Genomic DNA, 16388 nt, shown 5'->3' on the forward strand with positions numbered 1-16388 from the left:
TTGATGGTTCAATGCCTGTTGTGGCTAGTTGGTTTACACGCACAGCAACAGGGCTGGGATAAGCATTTTCAGGCCAATACCATTGGGCATCGAACGGTACTCTCAACGATTCGCTTGGGATTGGAGGTACTCAGGCGGCCTGATTATCAAATCACGGAGAAAGAATTGCTGGCGGCCTGGGTATTATTCGCCAATCAGTTGCTCAAATATGGCTATGCTATGGCTGATTTATGAGGGGATCCTTCAGCACCCAACATGAAATTGACCAACTGGCGAAGACTTTTTCATCCGGCATAGGTCAGTGGATACAAGACAGAAAAATGGCCATTACGAGCCTAAAGCAAACCATTGAAGCCGATCCTAGTACCAACGTTACCCCTCATTTGTTGCAAGCGCATACTGCGGTTGACTTTGCCCTCACCTACTATGGTGACGAGCAAGGCAACATGTATCGTCAAGATCCGTCGCTGAATACCGCAAATTATGATCCCCGCGTTCGCCCTTGGTATATGGATGCTAAAACGGCGGGTAAAATGATCATGACGGCGCCCTACGTCAGCGCCACATTGAAAAAACAAGTCGTAACTATAGCAGAACCTGTGATGAGCTCAGGCCAGCTCATAGGCGTAGCGGCTGCGAACTTAACCATAGATCAGTTAACAGATGCAGTGCAGCGCCTCCAAGTACCAGGCAAAGGTTACACTCTGATGGTCGATAATGCAGGGCTCATTATTAGTCATCCCAATAGCCAGCTAAATACTCAACAACTCACTAAAATCGATAGTAATTTTAGTAATAACTGGTTATCACAGCGCACTAATGCCAATACGATGGAAGAGCGAAACCTCGATGGTGCCACTAAGTTAGTCTATGTTGCGGCAATACCCTCAACTGACTGGGCACTGATTTTCGTGATGGATAAGCAAGAAATCATGTCACAGGCAACCGATCTCGCTTGGTGGATGTCTGCCGTAGGTGTTGCACTATTGGTGCTGTTTGGTTTGATTTTAATCGCCATCTTTAAAATTCAATTCAAAGATCTCGAACGCGTTGCCCAAGCACTCAATGATATTGCCGAAGGCGATGGCGATCTCACTGTGCGCATTCATACTGCCAACAGCCACGATGAAATTGGTATGTTAGCTTCGGGTTTTAACCGCTTTGTAGAACGTCTACACGGTATGATTTCCCGCATGCACAAGATTGCGGGTCAATTGGAATATCAAGCCAAAGGAAGTAGTGCATCGGCAACGGATAACAGTCAGCGCATTGAAGTACAGCAAGATGAAGTGACTATGGTTGCCACTGCGGTGACCGAAATGGCCAGCGCCACCGAGGAAATTGCCAGTAATGCTGAGCATACAGCGCAGACAGCTCAAAATGCGGTCGGACTTTCAAACCATGGCCATAAACAGGTAATGCAAAGCCAGCAATCTATCCGTAATTTAGCCAGTGAAGTCGAAACTGCAGGGCGAATTATCGGTGAACTGAACGAGCACTCACAAAAGATCAACAGCATTTTGTTGACCATTAGTGGCATCGCAGAGCAAACCAACTTACTTGCACTCAATGCAGCCATTGAGGCGGCACGTGCAGGAGAACAAGGTCGTGGCTTCGCTGTAGTTGCTGATGAGGTGCGTGTACTGTCACAACGTACGCATTCATCGACACAAGAAATTCAAGCGATGATCGAAACCCTACAACAAACCGCAGGCAAAGCCGTTAAGTCTATGACTCAAAGTCATGAAATGGCAGAAACCAGTGTGGCCGATGCTAATTCAGCCAGCGAAAGTCTGTTGCAAATCAGCAAAGCCATTAATGATATTTCAGATATGGCGAGCCAAATTGCCACAGCAGCCGAGGAGCAAACCTCAGTCACCAGCGAAATCAACCGTAACACAGAGTCGATTCGTGAAGTGTCAGAGAATCTCTCGATTGAGGCACAAACGTCTATGGTCCAAGCTCAAGAGCTCGCCCATTTGGCCGCATCATTGCAGCAGGAAGTTAATCGCTTCAAACTGTAATCAAAAGCCTTATTTTATATAAAGATTACATCAACAATTCCATACAATAATGCCCGCAAGTGTCAGTGACATTTGCGGGCATTTCTTTACATATTATTTCTTCAAAGACTTACAATGGCTTACCTAAAGCAAGCTTAAATAATCTTCATCGCTTTATTTTCAGGAATATTGGCCTCAGGCCGAAGCTCAGCATGTAAGTTTCTTAATCCTTGATAACCCATTTCAATTCGATTTCCGCCATTCTTTTTAGCTTTATACATAGCAGTATCGGCACAGGAAATAAGCTGTTTCTCATCTTCACCGTGCTCTGGATACAGAGCAATACCGATACTCGGCAGAATATGGATCTGCTGTTCGGCAAGCTCGAAGGGTTGCTCGAATACTTGCAATATTTTTTGCGCAGCCAGCAGGGTATTATGTGCTGAATCGACTCGTTCAAGTAAGATGACAAACTCATCCCCCCCAAAACGCGCAACGGTATCTGAGCCCCTCACACAACTGACTATTCGCTGCGCTGTCACTTGCAGTAATAAATCGCCCACGCTATGACCAAAAGTATCGTTAACCCACTTAAATTTATCTAAGTCTAAATAAAGCAAAGAGAAATAACTTGATTCCCTATGGGCTCGAGATAGCGCCTTTTGAAATCTATCGTAAAAAAGCTCACGATTGGGTAACAAGGTTAACTGATCATAAAGTGCAATATGCTCTAATCGCGCGAGCATTTGTCGGCGCTCAATCGCAAAGGCTATTTGCGTAGAAACAAACTCCAATAACTCACGGTCTTGGTGTGTATATGAAGCCGAAGTGGGCAAGCTATGCATAATCAAAGCGCCGATAACGCCTTTCTGTAGCTTTAGCGGCACACCCAGCCAACTTAAACTACCATTACCCAAATCTTCACGAATCGCTTGGGGATAATCAGTTAAGGTCACGGGACACAGGAGTAAAGACTCAGCACTGCGGATCACTTGGTCAGTGAACACACTGAAACTTGCAATATCGATAAGTGAATCCTCGCCAGTAGCGGCTTTATAAGGAAAACTTAATTCATTTAAATCTTGATCGTACAATGCAATAGCAAAGTTTGCTGCAGGCAATAATTTAGCAATAATTTCATGAATTCGACGATATAGGGCTAGCAAGTCCTCAGCGACATGCACAGCCTCTGAAATCTCATATAAGGCTGCTTGTCTACGTTCGGCATTTTTGCTCTTAGAAATATCTCTAGCGACTGCGACACGCTGTTGATAAGCATCGGACCAACGTGCAGACCAAAGAATATCGACGATAACACCATCTTTACGCACATAACGGTTTTCAAAATCGACTTTAAAGCGACCTGCCATAATTTCATTGGCCGTTGCGAGAGTGCGTTCCCTATCCTCTGGAATGACAAGATCTAGCATCTGCATACCCATCATTTCTTCTGGGGTATAGCCAAAAATACGTTCTGCCCCAGCACTGACAAATTCAAACCTCCCCGCTTTATCGACGACACAAATAGCATCCAAGAGAAGGTCGATAAAATTGCTTAAGGAAGTGTAGCCATCATTATTCACGTAATTCTCCAATAAACGTCCGTCTTTGGCTAAGTCCTAAGTTTGATCATAAGCATAAAAATAATAATAACGCACTATTAGAGTAGGTTAATTTTCAATGTCATTCCAGAGTTGGCTCAGTTAAGTCCGACTTTTGCAGAGTTAAATTCAAACAAAATCAAACACAATACTTAAGGCCATCGGTGGCACTATTTGACTCTGGACGACAGATATCGGCACAATGCCCTAAAATGTTGGTCAACATCAGGGCGCTGCTTTGGTACGCGCAAATCGCATTAAAGGAATTTATTTTTGGACCGATTGTGCTCTCCGTTACATCAACCCAAGCATTTTCGCCTTGGGCTTGCCATGTGGTCGCACTCGAATTGGCAAGAAAGTGTGTATGGTCACGGAACTAAACGAGCGGAGCGACTCGCCCGTTACGCGACAATATTCAATACTGTCGAAGGGAACACCAGCTTCTACGCAACGCCTGCACAGCAAACAGTAATGAATTGGCACAGTGCCACGCCCGATAGCTTTCGTTTTACCTTCAAACTACCGCAAACCATCACTCACCAAAGATTATTGCAACACTGCGGCCAAGAATTGAAAGATTTTTTCCAGATAATGGCACCATTAATCGATAAAACAGGGATCTGGAAAATTCAACTGCCCGCCCATTTCGGCCCAGAAAACTTGCCTGCGTTAGCGCAATTTCTAGATCAAATCCCCCAAGGGTTAACCTATGGCGTCGAAGTCAGGCATGCAGCGTTTTTTGCTAAAGGAGATGCCGAGCGTGCGCTTAATCGATTACTCATCGATAAAAAAGTGAATCGCATCATCATGGACAGTAGGCCCTTGTTTGCACTGCCGCCCTGCAATGTCGCGATTATCGACGCTCACAAGAAAAAACCTCGAGTGCCAGTGCATGCAATTGCCACCGCCAATAATCCAGTGGTGCGCTTTATCGGCCAACCAGACGATGCCGTCGCACAACTCGCACAGCAAGGCGTTGCTGTTTTACCTAAGGATAACGATACCTTTTTTGATAATTGGCTCACCCAACTCCCGCAGTGGCTCGCAGAAGGTCGAGAACCCTATCTGTTTATCCATACTCCCGACAATGAAGCCGCGCCTGAACTAGCCATCCGTCTCTATCAAAAATTGCGCAGCCAAATTGCAGCGCACATTCAACTCGCCGAGCTACGCCTGCTTGATAAGAAACCTGAGGAGACAAGCACGCAGATGGGACTTTCTTGGTAAAACGGGCGCTAAGTAAAACGGACGTAAGAAGAAACCCACGGCAAACTCGCCGTGGGTATATACCCAAACAACCTGAAGATGCAGGATTCAGCGGGAATTTAACGCACTTTAGGCAAGGCGGCTATTTGCAGACCTAGTGGACTAAGTTAAAAATAGCCAACACGGCATAGAGTGCGTTAAAACCCGCCGGGACGGAGCGCTTAGGGCACTCCACTTCCGTGTTGCATCAATTCAGAAGGTGGCCGACATTCTGTCATTGATGCGCCTTGAATTGAAGCACCCTAAGCGCTCTGAAACTCGTATCTTCAGGTAGCTTGGGTATAGATGAAAAACAGCTTTAACTCGGGATAAATAAGTTATTCATTTGCTCAAAACCAAGGGAAATGGCTTTAGGTATTGAATCCTTATCAACGGCAATAACCGCATCATTTGACTCTCGCTGAAACGGTTTTGCCTTAATTGAATTTAACAAAATTGGATTAAGCAAAGTGCTATAGGCCTGTAAAAATGAAGCTGGGCCAGTGGAAAAACGCTGCACACCTGCGGCAAATAACTCGCCGATATCCATCTGCTCATTCAATAGCATAAAATTCAGTGGCATATCCACAGCGGCAGACAAGCGCTTAGCGGTCTCGACCTGATTCGCGCCAGGGATAAAGCCACCATCCGCACCCGCAGCCTGATATTGAGTTAACCTATCGATAGTCATAACAACTGCGGCCTCACCACTGGCTAAACCCAGTAAATACACATCAGTTCGCGCATTAATAAATAATCCTTGGCAACAAGGATGGGCGCGAATAGCTTTAATTTTGGCCACCATCTCTGCAACACTTGCACTGCCATCCTCAATATTAATTCCTGCTACGCCAAGCTCAGCGAGCTGCGCAACAAAAGCAGCAACCTCATCGGGATCTTGGCTATAACCAGATTCAATATCTATCGTCACGGGCACTCGGCTCAGCCGTAGGATATTGTTCACTACGCCCAATAAAGCCGCTTTAGGTAGCGCTTGCCCATCGGGATAACCGAGCGACCAAGCCAATGCCGCGCTACTGGTCGCAATCGCACGGGCGCCCGATGCTTGGATGATGGCCGCACTGGCGGCATCCCAAGCGTTAGTTAATATCAGCGGCTCTGATTGTTGATGTAGTGCTTTGAAAAATGTTCTAGATTGCTCAGCCATCTTATGTCCTTGTTGGAGTTGAAGGCTCAACTCTAACAAGATGGCTTAGGTAATTATCGCGGGAAACGGCACTGAACCGAAAAGCCAAGCCCTCACGGCTTGGCTATGTGAGCATTTAACTTGAGTATTCTTGGCTAACCCCAAAGTGCATTGGCAAGGATAAACACACTCGCGGAGAGCAACATAGTAATAGGTAGTGTCAGCAGCCAAGCGAGCATGATTTGCTTAATAGTTTGGATCTGAAGCCCTGAACGATTAGCCACCATAGTACCCGCAACAGCGGAAGACAAAATATGAGTCGTCGATACCGGCATCCCCGTCATACTGGCAATCCCAATAGAGACGGCAGCGGTGACCTGCGCGGCAATGCCTTGGCTGTAAGTCATACTCGATGAACCAATTTTTTCCCCCACGGTATATACAATCCGCCGCCACCCCACCAACGTGCCGCAACCCAGCGCAGTCGCAATGGCAATAATCACCCAAATGGGCGCATACTCAGTAGTTCTAGTGAGATCTTTTCGCCATTTAGCCAATGAACTTAAATCCTTAGCAGGAAGATCCAATTTAGCCACTTGGCGAGCAGTATCATCAATGCACAACAATAAACGTCGCACCTCGCGTCGCTCTTCTACATCCATATCTTTGTAAGTCGAGACTTTTGCTAAGCGACGGTCAAGCAACGACATCGCAGGTAATACATTGGCAGATGAGCAATGGGCCAGCATATATTCGGGAACGTTGACTAAGGCTTTAAAGTCGATAACATCCGCGATAACGGCTTGGTTACGGTCATAAATCGCCATAATGCGACGATTAGCATCTTGAGTTCTTTCTAAATCATAGGGTTGACTGCCCATGTCCAAGGCAAAATAAGCCGGTGCCATACAAATCAGCACTAGCATCACTAAACCTATCCCCTTCTGTCCATCGTTAGAACCATGGGCGAAACTCACCCCCATAGCAGAGATAATTAAACTCGCCCTTGCCCAAAATGGAGGGTGTTTTTTACCATTAATCTGCATCTGCTCATCTGGGGTACGGTGAATTTTATGTTTCTGCCAAACGTATTTCATGATGAGCAAAAAAATCCCTGCCATCACAAACCCTAAGGTCGGCGAAATAATCAAGGACAGCATGATCTGCGTTGCTTTAGAGACATTAATGCCCTGTAGGATAGGCTGATGATTTATCCAAGCGAACGCGCCACCCACGCCCATTATCGAACCAATCAAGGTATGGGAACTCGATGCCGGAATACCAAAATACCAAGTACCTAAGTTCCAGATAATTGCCGAAAATAGCAGGGAAAACACCATCAACAAGCCTTGGATTGAGTCCATACCGAGCAAGGAGTCTACGGGTAATAAATGCACTATCGCATAGGCCACCCCTAACCCCCCTAACAGCACACCCGCAAAATTAAATAGTGCGGAGGTAACGACCGCCAGATTTGCCGGCATTGCCTTGGTATAGATCACCGTCGCCACCGCATTTGCCGTGTCGTGGAAGCCATTAATAAATTCGTATGCCAGTACAAAAAGTACGGCAAGGACTAAACCCACCGACCACGCAAAGCCTAACGTTGTGAACATTTCAAACATAAAATACTTACCCATGGCGAGAACGCCCACAGATTACGCCCAAGTTTGGGGTCTTTTACAGTGAAAAATTGTTTAGATTGTCAAAAAGTGAATTAGCCCCCAATAACTCAGTAGCATGCTTGCAATTAACACTGGCTTGATTTTATTCGGCCAAATGAATATTTGTGCCGCGAAAAGGTGCAATATATTGATTCAATATTAAATAAGCCAACTAAAAATAGTGTTCATAACCATACGCCGTAACAGGGTTATATCCCATGATCGCCTAACCGAAATCGCTGTGGCGTCATCCCAAAACGCTCCTTGAAGGCTTTGATATAGGATGAATCATTTTGATAACCAATTTGGTGGGCCACATTCTGTATTGATAGGTCAGTGGCCAATAAAGACAGCGAATAGATCAGCCGTAAATGTTGACGCCATAATACAAATGAAGAACCAAACTCCCTCACAAATAGCCTCGACAATGTTCGTTCCGATGCCCCAACCATCTCACCCCATTTCACTAAAGAGAAATCTAAAGCTGGCGTTTGGGTTAAATGCTCAAAAATCAATTTTAGGCGCCTATCTTGCGGTATCAGTAACTTGAAAGTCTGTCCTTCCGCACTATTAATTTGATCATATAACACCTCAAGCAAACGCAGTATTGGCGCCTGAACCATTGGTTCAACATTCGTTGGGGTATTAAAAGCACATTGTTTTCTGAGCGTTAACACTAACTCCCTTATAAAAGCACTCATAGCGACGGGCTTAACCATGGCACCATAATCTCGACCATACATAGGATTCAAATAGACACCAATAAAGCAGGTATCTGTAATCGCAACAGACTCATGCATGACACCTGCAGGCACAAAAAGCGCTGTGGTATGGGGGACCAAAAAAAGTGCCTCATTTGCCTCTGTCTGTAACAGGCCTTGAAGCGGAAAAATAAGCTGATGCCAACAGTGCTGGTGTAAAACATCCACATAACCCTTCTGCATCTCAATCGTTTTGACAAAAGAAGGCATATTAGGCGCTTGCTCAATAATGGCGTTAATCGAATCGAGTTGGCGACTTAGCATCATTACTTGTCCATATAACGTTATTCAGCCAAATAAAAAGGATTGTAGCATAGCGTTATCCCATAAAAGACACAGGAAAACTCGATGCGCATTCATTGCATTATCCATGAAAGCTATGAAGGTCCAGGCTATTTTAGCGATTGGGCTGCAAGCAAAAACTACAGTATGAGCTTTAGCAGAATCTATCTAGATGAAGCTTTACCCAAAAATAGTGAGGGTTTTGATCTATTAATTATCCTCGGTGGCCCTCAGTCTCCCGCGACATGCCAAAACGATTGTCCATATTTTGATAGCCAAGCAGAACAAAGGTTTATCAGACAAGCTATCCAAAAAAATAAAGCCGTTGTGGGGGTTTGTCTTGGGGCACAGTTAATCGGAGAGGCATTAGGTGCCCGTTATCAAAAGAGCCCGCATACCGAGATTGGTTACTTCCCCATTGAACTGACTGCGGCAGGAAAAAGTGATGTTAACCTTACGACATTTTCGACAACTGAAGTGGTTGGCCACTGGCATAACGATATGCCTGGCCTCACTCCCGATTGCGAAGTGCTCGCCACAAGTGAAGCTTGCCCGCGGCAAATTGTACGTTACACACATTTAGTTTTTGGATTTCAATGCCATCTTGAATTTATCAGTAGCCAATTAGCGCCATTAATTGCTCAAGAAAATGCTTTTTCTAGCACACAGAAAATGCCATATATTCAAAGCCCTGAGTTCATACTGGGGCAATCAACGGCTAGGATGAATCAGTTGCTGGGGCATTTTTTAGATAATCTAGTCCTAACCTATCAAGCCATATATACCCAAACAACCTGAAGCTGCAGGATTCAGCGGGCTAAGCCAAAACAAAAACGCCAGCTAAGTTAGCTGGCGTTTTAGATTAATGACTCACGAATCGCTTATTGCAGATGACCTGCATTGTGCAATTCACGATCATCCTTTGCAGGCGGATTCCACTGATACATCCAAGTCTCAGACAATGGCTGACCATCGACCTCCAAATAGACTCTCAGGTTAATCGGCTCAGTCCCGTCTCCGGGTGGCACTACGTCAAACATAGCGCGGTAACCATTAATCGAGGCTAAAGGACGGGCAGATTCAATTTCCACTTTGCCTTCAGATGCTGTGATCACGGCTTTAACTTGGGTGTCTTTACCTATCATAGGTAAAGTTCCGCCCGCGAAATCAACCACAAAACGCTTACTGTAGTATTTGCGTTTCTGGCCAACTACGCCGCCAATCCCGGTGAAGGTATCGACAACCCGAGCACGGGGTGATTGAACCGGTGGAATACCACCCCAGTACATGTTGTAGCTGTACAGCAGCTCTTGACCAGGAACAATCGGCTCAGCAGGATTCCAGAAAGCCACTATGTTATCGAAAGTTTCATCCAGTGTTGGAATTTCAACCAACTGCACTGAACCTTTACCCCAACTGCTGGTTGGTTCAATCCATAGGCTTGGGCGTTTATCATAAAACACGCCGTCGTCCTGATAATGATCAAAGTTACGATCACGTTGCAGTAAGCCAAAACCTTTTGGATTTTCATCGCTATAGGCATTGAATCGCAGGTTTTCAGGGTTACCTAGCGGACGCCAAATCCATTCACCATTCCCCGTGTGCATGGCTAAACCATCGGTATCATGGATTTCTGGACGCCAGTCATAACCGGTGCGGCGATCGTTCTCACCCACCATAAACATACTGGTCAGTGGCGCAACGCCTAAACGTTCAATCGCTTTACGTGGATAAACGGCCACATCCACCTTCATTTTTAAACGTTCACCTGGTTCAATATCAAAACGATAAGCCCCCGTGACACTTGGAGAATCTAACAAGGCATACACAGTGGTGATGTTCGATCCTGGTTTAGGTTTTTCTAACCAGAAATTGGTGAACATTGGAAACTCTTCGGGTTTTGGCAGTGCAGTATCAACCGCTAAGCCACGAGCCGACAAACCGTACTGCATTTCTTGACCCACAGCGCGGAAATAACTAGCGCCAAGGAAGGCAACAATGTCACGCTGCCAATCGGTATTAAATTGCATACGGAAACCCGCAAAACCAAGATCCTTAGGCAACTGACTACCTTTGACCTTTGACTTGCCGTAATCGAACATTGAAGGTGAATATTCGATTAACTTAGCCTTACCCTCATTTAGCTCATAAATATGAATAGGGGTATCGAAAAACAGCCCAAGATGGAACAGTTCGGCACGAAACTCCGAATCTTGATCGCGCCATAGTGCGGCTTTCTTCTTGAAGTGGAATTGTTGGTAATCATCCCAACTCATGCCCTGAAGGCTTTTAGGTAATTCGCCTTTATGACTCTCATAGGGTTGTGCAGCCATAGTACGGGCATAACCCTTAAGCCAAGCGTAACTAAACTCTTCACCTTCTTGTGGTGACGCCTGCTTACCTGCCGCACATGCTGAAAGACTCAGCAATACGCTACAGGTTAACAATACGCCGCCAACCATACGCTGCAAACGGCCGCGACGAGAGGAAGATTGGGCTTCAATCGAGGGTAGTGTCACCCTCGATTCTTGATAAACGTTTCTTTGTTCGGGAAATAAATTGGGTTGCATAAGCAGACTCTGAATTGGTGTAACTTCCTGACACTTCCCTGCAAATCTGACTCAATTGCAGCGATGGCCCTGTGGAGAACTGTTGATGACAGAGGTAACAATACAGCGATCAGCAACAATTCGCCAGAATCTAGCATACTTTCTGTCGAATGGAATATGGCATGCTAGCTATTTTCAATCTTGAGGCCTATTTATGAAAATATGATTAAAAAATTCCGTTATTTACTGAATTCACGCCCATAAAAACTTCACTGCCAGCAAGAGGGCCGTCGACTTAATATCTGAAGATAAAGTGCACCTTCGGCATAGGTTAATTATCTGCTCAGCATGTTAACTCGAAGAGATAATATCGCCAGCCCGCAAAATCGGTTTATGGCCTTAAAATCATACAAGTCGCCGTAGCAGTGGCGAGCAGTTTTCCATCCTGCGTTTTTAGCGTACCTTCCGAAATACCTAAAGACTTAGATAAATTGATCACCCTGCCCTCAGCCACTAACACTTGATGTTTAGGTACAGGTCGAATCATTTTAATATTCAAGTCGATAGTGCCGTAACCGACACCCGCTTCAAGCAATGTATGCACGGCGCAACCTGTAACCGAATCCAATACAGTCGCGGCAAAACCACCATGAACGCCGCCCAATGGGTTGAGGTGCTTATCATCGGCAGTCGCATGGAATGTCACCGTTCCTTCGTCGGCTTGAACCAGCGACATTGGCATAGTGAGAGAGATAGAAGGTGCGGGTAATTCACCCCTTGCCATTGCCTGTAAAATGGCTAAACCCGACATTTGCTGAATATTCATATTCCACCTAAATTGATGAGCGTCAAAGCACATGAATAAAAATGACCGCTTAACCACTTTGGATTAGGCGATCATTTAACTGAAAATCCACTTAAACGCTCGGTCTGCATTAACCCCTGCGGCGCCTAAATTGGGTCCATATACCACTAAAAAGACTAATAAATAAAAGCTCAGCGAAGATCGAATCTATCTAAGTTCATCACCTTAGTCCAAGCGTCGATAAAATCATCGACAAATCGCAGCTGTGCATCACTGCTCGCGTACACTTCTGCGAGTGCACGCAGCTGCGAATTAGAGCCAAAGATCAAATCAACACGACTTGCAGTCCACTTTTGCTGGCCGCTGACGCGATCAACACCCACAAACATATCCTCCGCTTTGGAAGTGGGTTTCCACGTCGTCCCCATATCGAGCAAGTTAACAAAAAAGTCATTGGTCAAAAACTCAGGACGCGCAGTCAAGACACCCGTTTTTGACTGATCAGAGTTCGTATCTAACACCCGCAGACCGCCAATAAGCACTGTCATTTCCGGCGAAGTTAAGGTCAGCAATTGTGCCCTATCAACCAATAACTCCTCCGCCGAAACAGAAAACGGAGTGGGATGATAATTTCTAAAGCCATCTGCGACAGGTTCAAGTACCGCAAAAGATTCCACATCAGTTTGTGCTTGCGTGGCATCCATACGACCCGGCGTAAATGGAATCGTCACTTCAACCCCTGCATTTCTAGCCGCTTGATCAATACCGACACAGCCTGCTAGCACAATCAAGTCAGCAAGGGAGATTTTCTTACCGCTGTTGTTGAACTCAGACTGAATACTCTCAAGCACTTTGAGCACCTTAGCAAGTTGCTCAGGCTGATTCACTGGCCAATCTTTTTGCGGCGCGAGTCGAATTCGCGCACCGTTCGCACCACCGCGCATATCGGAACCCCGATAGGTAGACGCCGAGGCCCAAGCAGTGGCAACGACTTCTGAAATCGTTAATCCAGAGCCAATAATCTTCAGTTTGAGATCAGTAACATCCTGCTCATTAACCAGGGGATGATCAACCGCAGGAATGGGGTCTTGCCAAAGAAACGTTTCTGCAGGCACTTCAGGACCCAAATAGCGTGTGCATGGCCCCATATCTCTGTGTGTCAGCTTGTACCAAGCTTTTGCAAATACATCGGCAAACTCATCGGGATTTTCAAAGAATCGACGTGATATTTTCTCGTAATCAGGATCGAAGATCAGTGCAAGGTCAGTGGTCAACATAGTCGGCACATGACGTTTTGAGGCGTCGTGCGCATCGGGGATCACCCCTTTACCCGCGCCATTTTTAGGTATCCACTGATGGGCACCCGCAGGGCTCTTAGTCAGTTCCCATTCATATCCGAATAGATTTTCAAAAAAATTGTTACTCCATTGGGTTGGTGTTGAAGTCCAAGTCACTTCGAGGCCACTGGAAATAGTATCGCCACCTTTACCGCTTTTATAGCGACTCTGCCAACCTAGCCCTTGCTGTTCAATACCTGCGGCTTCTGGCTCAGGTCCGACTAATGCTGCGTCACCTGCACCATGGGTTTTACCAAAAGTATGACCACCGGCAATCAAAGCTACGGTTTCTTCATCATTCATCGCCATGCGGGCAAAGGTTTCGCGGATATCTACAGCGGCAGCGAAAGGATCTGGGTCGCCATTGGGTCCCTCAGGATTAACATAAATCAACCCCATTTGGACTGCGGCGAGGGGATCTTCAAGATCTCGCTCTCCCGAGTAACGCTTATCGTCTAACCATTTATTTTCCGCACCCCAGTAAATATCAGCTTCGGGTTCCCAAATATCGACTCGCCCACCAGCGAAACCTAAGGTTTTGAATCCCATAGATTCCAGCGCGACATTACCCGTGAGGATCATCAAATCGGCCCAAGAGATTTTATTGCCATATTTTTGTTTAATCGGCCAAAGGAGCCGGCGTGCTTTATCGAGGTTTACGTTATCTGGCCAGCTGTTTAACGGTGCAAAACGTTGATTACCGCTCCCCGCTCCGCCACGTCCATCACCGGTACGATAGGTGCCGGCACTGTGCCATGCCATACGAATAAATAGCGGCCCATAGTGGCCAAAATCTGCAGGCCACCAGTCCTGTGAATCCGTCATTAATGCGAGGAGATCTTGCTTTACAGCAGCTAAATTGAGGGATTTAAAGGCTTCAGCATAATTGAAGTCATCACCCAAAGGATTAGATAAGGAAGAGTGTTGGTGCAGAATATCGAGCCGGAGCTGTTTAGGCCACCAATCTCGATTCGAGGTGCCACCAGCAGAATGGTGCATAGGACATTTGTTCTCAGACATAACGTGCTCTCCTTCTGTTCGCAAAAAATATTCAAGTAAATAAAATCTAAATGACTTTTGCCGCAAGTTTGTACTGCTTAACGCTCTCTACCACAGACTAATCGTTTCAATAGAGAAATAAAAACCAGTCTAACGACCTTACCTTACCTCTAGATGAAACGCGATGAATCCGCTCATTAAAAAATATTCAGCAAAAATTACCCTTTCTAAAATAAGCCATTAAAGGATAGTAGAATGATACTAATCATAAAAAACAAGGGCTGCAAAATGCAGCCCTTGTTTTTTATTAGGTAAAACTATGGGATAACTGACTATTTAACTTCTGCCACAGGTTTGCGTCTATTGTGCGCAATGATCAGGGCAACTAAACAGATAACCCCGACAGCGATACCCACTGGCTGGCTCAAAGGTTGCGGTAAACCTAGGCCAATACCCGCAGTCATAATATAAGACACAGTAACGCTGGTGCCGCCAATTGCTGGTAAGCTAACAATCCAATGGAAGGTCCCACGATCGAACAAATACTTAGTCGCTAACCACAATACACTGGTTGATAGCAGCATATTTGAGAAAGCAAAGTAACGCCAAATCAAAGAGAAATCGATCTTCGTCATAAAGTACGCAATGGTCAGAATAGGCACAGCAACCAATAAACGATTACGCATACTTTGCGGAATATGGAAGGCATCGATAATCGTCAAACGCAGCGAACGAAATGCGGTATCGCCAGAGGTGATAGGGAAGATAGCCACGGCCACAATCGCCATAATACCGCCCGCAACACCTAAATACGTAGTTGCCACTTGATTAACTACTAAACCTGGGCCACCTTGGTCGAGCAAACTCTTAAGCTCTACATAACCGCCGGGGAAAGCTGCAATACCCGCCGTTGCCCATACACAAGCAACGATACCTTCAGCAACCATAGCGCCATAATACACAGGGCGAACATACTTCTCATTCGTCAAGCAACGGGCCATGATGGGCGCTTGAGTTGAATGGAAACCGCTAATCGCACCACAGGTAATAGTCACAAATAACAGTGGCCATACTGGTAAGCCGTCTGGATTTGGCTCAAGTAACTCGTTGTTGTAATGACTGTGGTCGAAATAGGCAAACACATCCCCCATTTCAGGTAACTGCGGCGCATTGATCATTAGAGCAACAGCGATAGAAACTGTCATGACTATCATCAACAAACCAAATGCGGGATATAATTTAGTGATGATTTTATCAATCGGCAGCATAGTCGCTAAAAAGTAATAGACTAAAATCACTAACACCCAGAAGGTATTATTGCCAAAGATGGTGTCTTTAAAATAATCGAGATTACTCAGCAAACCTGCGGGGCTCATGATGAAGACCACACCCACAAAAAACAGCAGCATAGCGGTAAACAGCAACATCACGCCTTTAAAGTAAATATTAAAGTAGTGGCCCGCAATCTCTGGCAGACTCTTACCGTCTTCTTTTATGCTGAGCACGCCAGAAAAATAATCATGTACTGCGCCGCCAATAATATTCCCCAGTACAATCCACACTAAGGCTATTGGGCCGTAAAGTGCACCGAGGATCGGGCCAAATATCGGCCCCACACCCGCGACATTGAGGAACTGGATCAGAAACGCTTTAGCCGGATGAACCGGAACGTAATCGACGCCATCTTCGAATCTCGCCTGTGGTGTTATCGCTTTAGGATCTATACCCGCTTGCCGCTCAACAAAGGGACTATAGAACTTGTATGCAAGCACTAAGAGTGCGATACAAATAAAGAAAATTAACATTATTTAATTATCCATACTTTAGTAGGAGGTGATTTAATGGAGAGTTTCATTGAGTTAGCGACTGAGGTCAAGCAACACACTATTAGACTAATGTCGGGTTGATTATCTGAAACAGCCGTACGAGTGGGTATAGATGAACAAACGCGTTTAAAAATAATCCCTATGAAGTATTTATGCACTCAGTAATACA

Annotated in this window: 10 protein-coding genes and 2 pseudogenes; 4 read left to right on the forward strand and 8 right to left on the reverse strand. The window is 45.6% G+C overall.

Going from position 1 to position 16388, the window contains the following annotated elements; genetic code table 11:
- Both L5M10_RS17915 and L5M10_RS17920 read left to right on the forward strand, forming a co-directional pair.
- Nucleotides 1–234, forward strand: a pseudogene (locus tag L5M10_RS17915) (IS4 family transposase); the annotation flags it as partial.
- Between the two features lie 11 nt (nt 235–245).
- A pseudogene (locus L5M10_RS17920) lies at nt 246–2024 on the forward strand (methyl-accepting chemotaxis protein); the annotation flags it as partial.
- 134 nt (nt 2025–2158) lie between these two features.
- Here L5M10_RS17920 and L5M10_RS17925 read toward each other — a convergent pair.
- On the reverse strand, nt 2159–3586 hold the full coding sequence (locus L5M10_RS17925; RefSeq protein WP_263145166.1) for a GGDEF domain-containing protein: 1428 nt from the start codon (nt 3584–3586) through the stop codon (nt 2159–2161).
- Between the two features lie 291 nt (nt 3587–3877).
- On the opposite strand from L5M10_RS17925, the gene L5M10_RS17930 reads away from it, so the two are divergent.
- Nucleotides 3878–4831: a DUF72 domain-containing protein gene (locus L5M10_RS17930; RefSeq protein ID WP_173246516.1), complete on the forward strand. Its 954-nt coding sequence runs from the start codon at nt 3878–3880 to the stop codon at nt 4829–4831.
- A 337-nt stretch (nt 4832–5168) separates the two neighbouring features.
- On the opposite strand, the gene L5M10_RS17935 is transcribed toward L5M10_RS17930, so the two are convergent.
- The 3 genes from L5M10_RS17935 to L5M10_RS17945 form a co-directional block, all read right to left on the reverse strand.
- Nucleotides 5169–6017, reverse strand: coding sequence for an isocitrate lyase/phosphoenolpyruvate mutase family protein (locus L5M10_RS17935; RefSeq protein WP_263255683.1), 849 nt, complete (start codon nt 6015–6017; stop codon nt 5169–5171).
- Between the two features lie 134 nt (nt 6018–6151).
- Complete coding sequence (locus tag L5M10_RS17940; protein ID WP_105252986.1) at nt 6152–7621, reverse strand: inorganic phosphate transporter; 1470 nt, start codon at nt 7619–7621, stop codon at nt 6152–6154.
- Nucleotides 7622–7869: 248 nt separating this feature from the next.
- Complete coding sequence (locus L5M10_RS17945) at nt 7870–8685, reverse strand: AraC family transcriptional regulator (protein ID WP_263172466.1); 816 nt, start codon at nt 8683–8685, stop codon at nt 7870–7872.
- Between the two features lie 84 nt (nt 8686–8769).
- Between L5M10_RS17945 and L5M10_RS17950 the strand changes: the two genes are divergently transcribed.
- Nucleotides 8770–9501, forward strand: coding sequence for a type 1 glutamine amidotransferase (locus tag L5M10_RS17950; protein ID WP_263255685.1), 732 nt, complete (start codon nt 8770–8772; stop codon nt 9499–9501).
- A gap of 83 nt (nt 9502–9584) precedes the next feature.
- On the opposite strand, the gene L5M10_RS17955 is transcribed toward L5M10_RS17950, so the two are convergent.
- The 4 genes from L5M10_RS17955 to L5M10_RS17970 all read right to left on the reverse strand — a co-directional run bounded on the left by L5M10_RS17955 (nt 9585) and on the right by L5M10_RS17970 (nt 16198).
- The gene (locus L5M10_RS17955; RefSeq protein WP_131524680.1) at nt 9585–11273 is read right to left on the reverse strand and encodes a glucan biosynthesis protein; all 1689 of its coding nucleotides are present in this window, start codon (nt 11271–11273) and stop codon (nt 9585–9587) included.
- Nucleotides 11274–11643: 370 nt separating this feature from the next.
- Nucleotides 11644–12078, reverse strand: coding sequence for a PaaI family thioesterase (locus L5M10_RS17960; protein ID WP_173246528.1), 435 nt, complete (start codon nt 12076–12078; stop codon nt 11644–11646).
- Nucleotides 12079–12248: 170 nt separating this feature from the next.
- Entirely contained in the window at nt 12249–14414 is a 2166-nt protein-coding gene (gene katG, locus L5M10_RS17965; RefSeq protein WP_263255686.1) for a catalase/peroxidase HPI, read from the reverse strand.
- Between the two features lie 311 nt (nt 14415–14725).
- Nucleotides 14726–16198, reverse strand: a complete 1473-nt coding sequence (locus L5M10_RS17970) for a carbon starvation protein A (protein ID WP_105250058.1) — start codon at nt 16196–16198, stop codon at nt 14726–14728.
- Nucleotides 16199–16388 lie beyond the last annotated feature (190 nt).

The sequence above is a fragment of the Shewanella sp. SM32 genome (assembly GCF_025654235.1).
Lineage (GTDB): Bacteria > Pseudomonadota > Gammaproteobacteria > Enterobacterales > Shewanellaceae > Shewanella > Shewanella oncorhynchi.